This window comes from Loigolactobacillus rennini DSM 20253 (assembly GCF_001436505.1).
Taxonomy (GTDB): domain Bacteria; phylum Bacillota; class Bacilli; order Lactobacillales; family Lactobacillaceae; genus Loigolactobacillus; species Loigolactobacillus rennini.
The window spans coordinates 1-205 of record NZ_AYYI01000073.1 but is presented as its reverse complement, the minus strand read 5'-3'; the positions used below and the strand labels follow the sequence as shown (position 1 = coordinate 205).

General features: G+C 43.4%; 1 pseudogene. It reads left to right on the top strand.

The annotated features are described in order from the left end of the window. Nucleotides 1-205, top strand: a pseudogene (locus FC24_RS11585) (ISL3 family transposase); the annotation flags it as partial.

Sequence of the window (205 nt, the reverse complement as noted above, 5' to 3'; positions counted from 1 at the left end):
GACACTTTTGTTGGCCGCCAATTACTACGTGCTGAACGTGATTTTAAACCGAACTTACACTGGCTGCCAGCAGTTATTCTAATGGACGAAATCAAAAGCACTAAAACAGCTACCGCTGCCATGAGCTTTGAATTCATGGACGCTAAAATCCATCAGTTGATTGATGTGCTGCCATTTCGGACGATTCACCGTCTAGAAAAACACT